The sequence below is a fragment of the Microbacterium testaceum genome, from assembly GCF_001476285.1.
In the GTDB taxonomy this organism is placed as follows: domain Bacteria; phylum Actinomycetota; class Actinomycetes; order Actinomycetales; family Microbacteriaceae; genus Microbacterium; species Microbacterium testaceum_B.
Window position 1 is genome coordinate 1 of sequence record NZ_LDRU01000048.1, and the last position, 8,188, is coordinate 8,188.

6 protein-coding genes are annotated in these 8,188 nt (G+C 68.6%); all 6 read right to left on the minus strand.

Annotated elements, in window-relative coordinates:
- Positions 1-98: 98 nt before the first annotated feature.
- On the minus strand, positions 99-2,153 hold the full coding sequence (locus NS283_RS09430; RefSeq protein WP_241492222.1) for a glycoside hydrolase family 31 protein: 2,055 nt from the start codon (positions 2,151-2,153) through the stop codon (positions 99-101).
- Positions 2,150-3,874: an amylo-alpha-1,6-glucosidase gene (locus NS283_RS09435; RefSeq protein WP_058596612.1), complete on the minus strand. Its 1,725-nt coding sequence runs from the start codon at positions 3,872-3,874 to the stop codon at positions 2,150-2,152. The genes NS283_RS09430 and NS283_RS09435 overlap by 4 nt, the downstream gene beginning before the upstream one ends.
- Positions 3,875-3,890: 16 nt before the next feature.
- On the minus strand, positions 3,891-4,706 hold the full coding sequence (locus tag NS283_RS09440; protein WP_058596613.1) for a carbohydrate ABC transporter permease: 816 nt from the start codon (positions 4,704-4,706) through the stop codon (positions 3,891-3,893).
- A 2-nt stretch (positions 4,707-4,708) separates the two neighbouring features.
- The gene (locus tag NS283_RS09445; RefSeq protein ID WP_058596614.1) at positions 4,709-5,680 is read right to left on the minus strand and encodes a carbohydrate ABC transporter permease; all 972 of its coding nucleotides are present in this window, start codon (positions 5,678-5,680) and stop codon (positions 4,709-4,711) included.
- Positions 5,681-5,709: 29 nt separating this feature from the next.
- Positions 5,710-6,957 (minus strand): sugar ABC transporter substrate-binding protein, encoded by a 1,248-nt coding sequence (locus NS283_RS09450; protein ID WP_081317350.1) that lies wholly within the window; start codon positions 6,955-6,957, stop codon positions 5,710-5,712.
- 100 nt (positions 6,958-7,057) lie between these two features.
- Positions 7,058-8,059, minus strand: coding sequence for a LacI family DNA-binding transcriptional regulator (locus NS283_RS09455; RefSeq protein WP_058596616.1), 1,002 nt, complete (start codon positions 8,057-8,059; stop codon positions 7,058-7,060).
- Between the last annotated feature and the right edge of the window lie 129 nt (positions 8,060-8,188).

An 8,188-nucleotide genomic window follows, 5' to 3' on the forward strand; every position in this document is an offset into this window, starting at 1 on the left:
GCACAGCGCGTTTATGCGAGTGGATCGCGTTTATGCATGACGGGAACGCGTGTGGTGGCCGGCGGACGCCCAACCGCCACACGCTGGCCGCGCCGCCCTCACTCAGCCGAGAGCGCCGTGCGCACCGCCGCGACCACCTCGGCCCGGGCGCCGTCGCGCACGAAGACCGGGATCCGATCGAGCGGGGCGTCGACGTCGATCTCGATGCCGCCGGAGTGGACCGTCCCACTCCACACGTCGGTCCACTGCGCCCCGGCGGGCAGCACCACGCGGCGCGAGCGCGCGCCCGCTTCCATCACGGGAGCGACGAGCAGGTCGGGGCCGAAGAGGTACTGATCCTTCACCCGCCAGCAGCGCTCGTCGCCGGGGAACTCGTGGAAGAGTCCGCGCAGGACGGGCTGCCCGTCGACATGCGCATCGCGCATGACCTCGCGCGTGTACGGGCGGAGAGCCTCGCGAGCGAAGAGGTACCGCTCGAGCACCGGGGTGACGGCGTCGCCGAAACTCCACACCTCGTTCGGGCCACCGCTCGGCGAGCGCCGCGAACCGTCGGCCGCGTGAACGGGCGTCGTCGGGAGTCGATCGCCGTGCAGACGCATGACCGGGCAGAACGTCCCGAACTGGAACCAGCGCACGAGCAGTTCGCGGAAGTCCTCGGCATCCGGATCACCGTGGTGGAAGCCGCCGATATCGGTGGTGAACCACGGGATGCCGGCGACGCCCATGTGGATGCCCGCGGTCACCTGCGCCCGCAGCGCTTCGAACGTCGAGGCGATGTCGCCCGACCACACCAGAGCGCCGTAACGCTGGCTGCCGGCCCACGCCGTGCGCAGGAGGTTCACGACCTCGGTCTCGCCGTCGGCCCACTGCCCCTCGGCGAATGCCCGCGCATAGTGCTGCGGGTACACGTTGCCCACCTGCAGCACGGAACCGGCGTGATAGCGGAAGTTGTCGTAGTCATAGAGGCCGTACTCGGGCTCGGCCTCGTCGAGCCAGAAGGTGCGGATGCCATGGCCGCCGTAGTTCTCGCGGCACCTGTCCCACACGAAGGCGCGCGCACGCGGGTTCGTCGCGTCGAGGAAGGCGCTGGGCCCCTCGAACGACATGTGCACGTCGAGGCCGCGCTCGGCCCGGACGAGGAGGTTCTCCTTCTTCATCCGCGGGTAGTTCTCGCTCTCGAGCGACACCTGCGGCCAGACCGACACCATGAGCTCCACACCGAGCTCGTCGAGCTCGCGCACCATCGCGGCGGGGTCGGGCCAGAACTCGTCCTCGAAGCGGAAGTCGCCCATTCGGGGCCAATGGAAGAAGTCGGCGACGATGACGTCGAGCGGAAGTCCGCGCCGCTTGTGCTCGCGGGCGACCTCCAGCAATTCCTCCTGCGAGGAGTAGCGCAGCTTGCACTGCCAGAACCCGAGACCGCGCTCGGGCATCATCGGCGCGTGGCCCGTGGCATCCGCGTAGGCACGGGAGATGTCGCGCGGTGTCGCTCCGGCGGTCACCCAGTAGTCGAGCTGATCGGTCGACTCGGCGAACCACTGCGTGCCGTTCGCCGCGAACGTCGCCCGACCGATCGCCGGGTTGTGCCACAGGAAGCCGTACCCGCGGTCCGAGAGCACGAAGGGGACGCTCGACTGCGAGTTGCGATGCGCGAGCTCGAGACTGCAGCCCTTCAGGTCGAGCACGTCCTGCTGGTACTGCCCCATGCCGAACAGGCGCTCGTCGGGCGCGCTCTCGAACGACGCGGTCAGGCGCACGTCGCCACCGGGGATGGGGCGGTGTTCGCGGGCGATCAACGCGAGGGAACCCCCGGCATCCCTCTCCTGGAAGAGCAGCCGACCGTCGCTGTCGAGGAAGGCGAGGTGACAGAAGTTGCGGTCGTACCCCGTCTGCAGCTGGATGCCGGAGCGCGAGGTCGCGACCACGCGGAGACGACCACTGGTCAGGGTCGCCGTGTCACCGTCGACGACGATGTCGGCTTCGGCGTGGGAGGGCGGAAGCAACGCCCAGTCGTGGTCGACGATGTCGTGCATGAGCCGGGACCGCACGCGGACGCTGTCGCGTCCCCATGGTTCGACGATCACGGTCTCGCCGTCTCCGCGCCAGATGAGCCGCGCGCCCTCGACCTGGAAGTGCGCGGTGATGCCGCTCACGCGTCGACCCCGCCCGTGCGGAGCGCGTGCTCGTGCGCGAAGACGAGGTAGACGCTCGCCGTCCACGTGTACGCGCGGTCGCGCAGGCCCGCGCCCGTGCGCGCGTCGAAGTTCTCGGCGAAGCCCGACGTCTCGCAGAGCGCGCGGAAGCGCTCGTTGATCGTGTCGGCCAGCTCGAGATGGCCGCCGCGACGCAGCCCCTCCTCGATGAGCATCGTCGACGGCGCCCAGATCGGGCCGCGCCAGTAGCCGTCGTCCTCGTACTCGGGGGTCTCCACGAGCTGGGTGGCCGGGCCCCAGGTCGTCAGGTGCTCGGCGATGCCCGCCGCCAATCGGTCCGCGACCTCGGATCCCAGGCGGTCGGCGGCGAGGACGGGCAGGAGGTTCAGCAGACTGGATCGTTTGCTCACCGTCCCGGTGAGCGCGCCGACCGCGAAAAACCCTTCGTCGTCTCGGAGGTCTCGCAGGAGCGCGGCCTGCACCCGATCGCGTTCGACCCGCCACGCGTCGCCCTCGCCCGTACCGAGCTCGTCGGCGAGGTCGGCGAGCACGTCGAGCTGCACGACGAGGAACGCGGCGAGGTCAGGTGACTCGATCACGCGGTCGTGGTCGAAGGTCGTGGAGTTGTCCCAGCCGCTGTCGTTGCCGTGCTGGTAGTAGGGCAGGTCGTGCCCGGGGGCCGTGCGATAGTCCAGCCAGAACCGCGACCACCGCGAGAGGCGGGAGTAGGCGGCGAACATCTCGTCCTCGGTGAGGGGCCGTGCGAGACGCGTGCGCAGCTTCGCCCACGCCCACCCGTGGATCGGCGGCTTGACGTAGTTGTAGAGCACCTCGGAGTGAGTGATCGAGTCGGGCATCGCGCCCGCGGCATCCTGATGATCGAAGGGCGCGAAGAACTGGTCGAGAGCGGCGTCCGGCAGACCGGGCGCCAGCGCCAGGGCGTTGAAGGTGTGGTCCCAGCTCCACACCTTGTCCATCCAGTGCTTCGACATGAGCACCGACTCGCGCGTGACGAAGCCGGCCGGGGCGACCGTGGCCGACCAGAGCACGTAGGCCGCACGCGCGACGGCGGGTGTCGCCTCCATTCGCCACCCCGCGATCGCATCAAGATAGTCAGTGAACTCTGCCGCGACACGTGCGCGGACCTCGCCGAAGGCCTCTCCGGTCCGATAGGGCGGGGCCGCCGCCTCGATCTGCTCGATCGCGATCTCCCACTCGTCGCCGCTCACGGTGAGGGCGCGGACGCTCTGTCCCAGCGCCTCGGCGCCCGTGGCCACGAGCGACCCCGACAGCGACGTGACGCGGTATCGCCGTCCGGTCTCGTACGAGGTGAAGACGTACGCCCCGTCGAGAGGGTCGCGGAAGAAGTACGAGCCGGTGAACGGCGTCAGCTCTTCGACGGCGTCGGCGAGTGTGAACTCCGACCCCGCCCCCGCGATACGGACGACGTCGGTCGACTCGAACACCGCGGTCGCGACGACGCTCTCGCCCACCACCCACGACAGCGAGGCGGCGTCGGCCCGCGTCGTGGCATCCGCTCTCCGCCCGTCGGTCGTCGGGGTGAGCCGGAGCACGGCGTGCATGCCGTTGACGTGCGAGACGAGATGCACGTCGTCGACCTGACGGTGGAGGCCGATGACGGGCGAGAAATCGAGCCACGAGCCGCGGATGCTGAAGGGGATTTCGCGCACGTCGAACGTGGGCAGGGAGGGATGCGACACGAAGAACCTTTCGAGGTCAGTCTTTGACAGCACCGGCGGTCACGCCGGCGGCGACGTAACGCTGGGCGAGGATGAGCAGGACGGCGGCGGGGATGGATGCCACGACGGCGGTCGCCATGATGGCGTTCCACTCCTGGTTGTTGTTGCCGATGTAGCGGTAGATGCCGATCGTGATCGGCTGCAGCTTGCCGCCGCTATTGAGCGTCGAGGCGAAGATGAAGTCCGACCACGACCACAGGAACGCGAACAGCGAGACCGTGACGATCGAGTTTCGGCTCACCGGCAGCACGATCGAGCGGAACGTACGCCAGGTGCCCGCCCCGTCGATGCGCGCGGCGGAGAGCAGTTCGTCGGGGATGCCGCGCATGAACGCGGTGAAGATGAGCACGCCGAACGGCACCGCGAGCGTGGAGTCGGCGAGGATCAGACCCGGTACGGAGTTGAGGATCCCGGCGTTCAGGTAGATCGCGTAGAACCCCATCGCCATGATGATCCCCGGGATCATCTGGGCGATGAGCAGCGCGAAGCTGAGCGCATTGCCCCCGCGCGGGCGGAGCTTGGCGAGGGAGTACGCCGCCGGGGCCGACAGGAGCAGGGTGAGCACGACCGTTCCGACGCCGATGACGAAACTCGTGCCGAGGTAGGGCAACTGGTCGGAGAGGACCTTCTCGTAGCCCTCGAACGTCGGGGGGAGCGGGAAGAGATCGGGCGGTGACTTGCGCATGTCGCTCTGCGGGGTGAGCGACACGTTGATCATCCAATAGATCGGGAACAGCATGATCGCGGTGAGGACGATGCCGATCGCCGTGATCCACCAGGGACGACGCCTCATGATCAGACCTCCAGTCGGCGCTGGGCGCGGATGTAGATCAGCCCGAAGACCAGGGCGATCACGATGAGCAGGTTGCCGACCGCCGCCGCGGGGCTGAGGTCGGGGAGAGCCGAGCCGAAGCCGAGGCGGTACGACCAGATGGCGAACGTGGTCGAACTCGACCCCGGGCCGCCGCGGGTCATGATCCAGATGATGTCGAACACCTTGAGCGTGTAGACGAGCCCGAGCAGGATCGTGATCGCCGAGACCGGGCGCAGGAGCGGGAAGGTGATGCGCCAGAACTTCTGCCAGGCGTTGGCTCCGTCGATGGATGCCGCTTCGTAGATGTCGCTCGAGATGTTCTGGAGGCCGCTGTACAGGATGACGAGGTTGAACGGCACGCCGATCCAGATGTTGGCGATGAGCACCGACACCAGCGCCCATTGCGGCGAGGTGAGCCAGTTGACGGCGTCGACGCCGACGAGGCTCAGGAGGTAGTTGACGACGCCCGAATCGGAGTTCAGCATCCACGACCACGCGGACGCCGAGACCAGCAGGGGCAGCAGCCACGGCACGAGGAACAGCGCGCGCAACGTCGTGGACAGCGGGAAGCGCTGGAAGAAGAACACCGCGAGCGCCATGCCGATCGAGTACTGGAAGACGATCGACACGAGCGTGAACGTGGCGGTGTTGGCCAGGGCCGGCCAGAAGGTGGGGTCCTGGAAGACGGTGGCGTAGTTGGCGAACCACACGAACGGTGCCGTGCCGTCGATGAACGAGCGGACGGTGTAATCGCGCAGGCTCAGGTCGAGGTTGCGGAACAGCGGATAGGCGTAGAAGACGACCAGGTAGATCACGACGGGGGCGAGAAACGCCCAGGCGGCCCACTGGCCCCGGCGCCGCGGACGGCGGTCCGGGGTGGGGAGGGCGGCGGCGACCGCCGCCCTCCCGGAATCGCCGGTGCCCGTCGAGGCAGTGAACTGCGTCGCGGTCATGTCGGCGTACCCCTTTCAGGAATCGAGTGTCACTTCGAGGAAGCGGCCTGCTGGGCGGCCTTCAGAGCATCCTGCGGCGACTGGGCGCCGGTCAGGGAGTTCTGCACGGCTGTCCACAGCTGCTCGGAGATCACCGGGTACTTCGTGCCGAGGTTGTCTCCCGTGCGGGCCTTCGCCGCGTTGACGGCCTCGACCCAGGGCTCGAGCGTCGGGTCCTGGGCGAGCTGCTCCTTCTGCGCCTCGGGGGTCGCCGCGATGTAGTTCAGCGTGTTGTCGGTGCCGACGACGTTGGCCGTGCTGGTCAGGCACTCGACGATCTTCGCCGAGGCGGCGTAGCGGCCCGCGTCCTTCTGCACGGGCAGCGTCAGGAACTCGCCGCCCGTCGGCGCCGGGGCGGCACCACCCTTCGCCGCGGGGATCGGAATGACCTCGTAGCCGGCCTTCGCGGCGCCCGCCTTCTGCCAGGTGCCGTTCTCGGCGAAGCCGAAGTCGCCGGTCTCGAACTCCTGCCAGCTCGTGGTCTGGGTGTTGTTGATGACCGAGTTCGGCGCCCAGCCCTTCTGCACCCAGTCGGTCCACAGCTGCACGGCCGAGGCGGCCTGCGTGGAGTCCAGCTCCGTGAGGTCGGCACCCGCGCCCCAGAACCAGGGCAGGAACTGGAAGCTGCCTTCCTCGGTGCCGATGCCCGAGAAGGTGATGCCCTTCTTGCCGGATGCCACGACCTTCTCGATCGCGGCGTTGAGGGTCGACCAGTCCTTGATCGACGAGGGATCGACCCCCGCCGCGCTGAGCACGGTCGGGTTGTAGTACAGCGCCAGGGTGTTCGCGCCGATCGGGACGCCGTAGGTCTTCCCGTCGACGACAGAGGCACCGAGGATGTTCTCGGCCACGTCGCCGACTTGCAGGTTGTTCTCGTCGGTCGAGGTGATGATCCCCGCCTCGACGAGCGTCGAGACGGCGGGGTTGTCGATCAGCAGGATGTCGGGCGAGTCGCCCTGCTGGCCGGCGAGGAGCGCCTTCGAGGTGAGGTCGCTGGTGTCGAAACCGGTGCGCTCGATCGTGACGCCGGCGTCGGCGGCGCATTTGTCGATGACCTTCGCCCAGTCGGACGAGGCGTCGTACTGCGGGTACGGGTCCCAGAAGGTGTAGGTGCCGCCGGCGCTGCCGTCGGTGCTGGTGCCGGTCGCTCCACCGGAGCATCCGGCCAGGACGCCGACGGCGACGGCGCCGACGGCGATCGCGCCGAGAGCGCGGGTACGGGTGTTGTTCGTGCTCACTGTTCTTTCCTCTCTGAAATGTGACTGCGTTGTCATGCTGGCGGTGGCGTTGAACCGGTTCGACGATGGACCGACGAGAACGGGGCGCGCCGTCGCCTCGTTAAGCGGTGCTCCCCCTGTCGGTGAGCTCCGGCTCGATGAACCCGACCACGGGCGGCCCGTAGTCGGGGTCGGCGATGCGCCGGACCAGGTGCTGGACCGCTTTGCGGCCCAGCCCGTCTGGAGATGTCTCGACTGCCGTGTACGGCAGGAGGAACGTGCGTCCGAAGTCCTGTGAGTACAGACTGACGACGGACAGGTCGCGCGGGACGACGACGCCGCGCTCGCGCAGCACCGCGGGCAGCGCCGCGATCGAGGCGCCGTTGTGGACGACCAGCGCGGTCGCCTCGGTGCGGGCATCGAGGATGGCGTTGAGGCTCCGCTCGATCCCGGGTTGCTGCGACTCGCCGTAGTACGGACGGACCTGGATGCCATAGCGCGCGGCCCGCTCGAGAGCGGCATCGCGGTAGCGCCAGGCGTAGGCGCCCCCGCGCTCGAACACGTGGCGGGGAGGAGAGACGAGCACGATGTCGCGATGCCCGAGACCGTAGAGGTGGTCGATGGTCAGACGCGCGGCCTCGCTGAAGTCCAGGTCGAAGACGTCGACGCCGTCGGTGTCACGCGGCAGCCCGACGAGCGCGCCCGGTTGCCGCGCCTGGCGGAGAGCCTCGAGTCGCGGGTCGTCGTGCGTGACGTCGAGCAGGACGACGCCGTCGACCATGTTCGACGACGTGATCCGACGGATCGCCCCCGGCCCATCGCTGTCGGTCACCATCAGGATGTCGTAGCCGAGCTCGCGCGCCGCGTTGGAGACGGCCAGGATGTACTGGAGCATCGCCGGGGGGAACTCGTCCTCGTGGAACTGCAGGAGGAGTCCGAGCACCATCGTCTGCGAGGTCGCGAGTGCTCGCGCGCCCGCGTTGACGGTGAACCCCAACTCCGCGATTGCGAGGTCGATGCGCTCGCGCGTCTCGCGAGAGATGGGCCGGTTGCCCGAGAGGGCGTAGGACACGGTGCTGCGCGAGACACCCGCCGCTTTGGCCACGTCGCCGATCGTCGGCATCCGCCACCCCTCTCTTCATCGAACCGGTTCGACCACTGTAGAGCGGGTTCGAGGTCCACGCAAGAGGCGATGTCGTCGAATGCGGTGACGGGTGTTCGCGCGGGGCGCGGGGGCCGCGGGGCGGTGCGG

Coding starts and splice junctions, on each gene's coding strand:
- NS283_RS09440 (WP_058596613.1), bottom strand. CDS start 4,706: ATGAGGCGTCGTCCCTGGTGGATCACGGCGATCGGCATCGTCCTCACC.
- NS283_RS09445 (WP_058596614.1), bottom strand. CDS start 5,680: ATGACCGCGACGCAGTTCACTGCCTCGACGGGCACCGGCGATTCCGGG.
- NS283_RS09455 (WP_058596616.1), bottom strand. CDS start 8,059: ATGCCGACGATCGGCGACGTGGCCAAAGCGGCGGGTGTCTCGCGCAGC.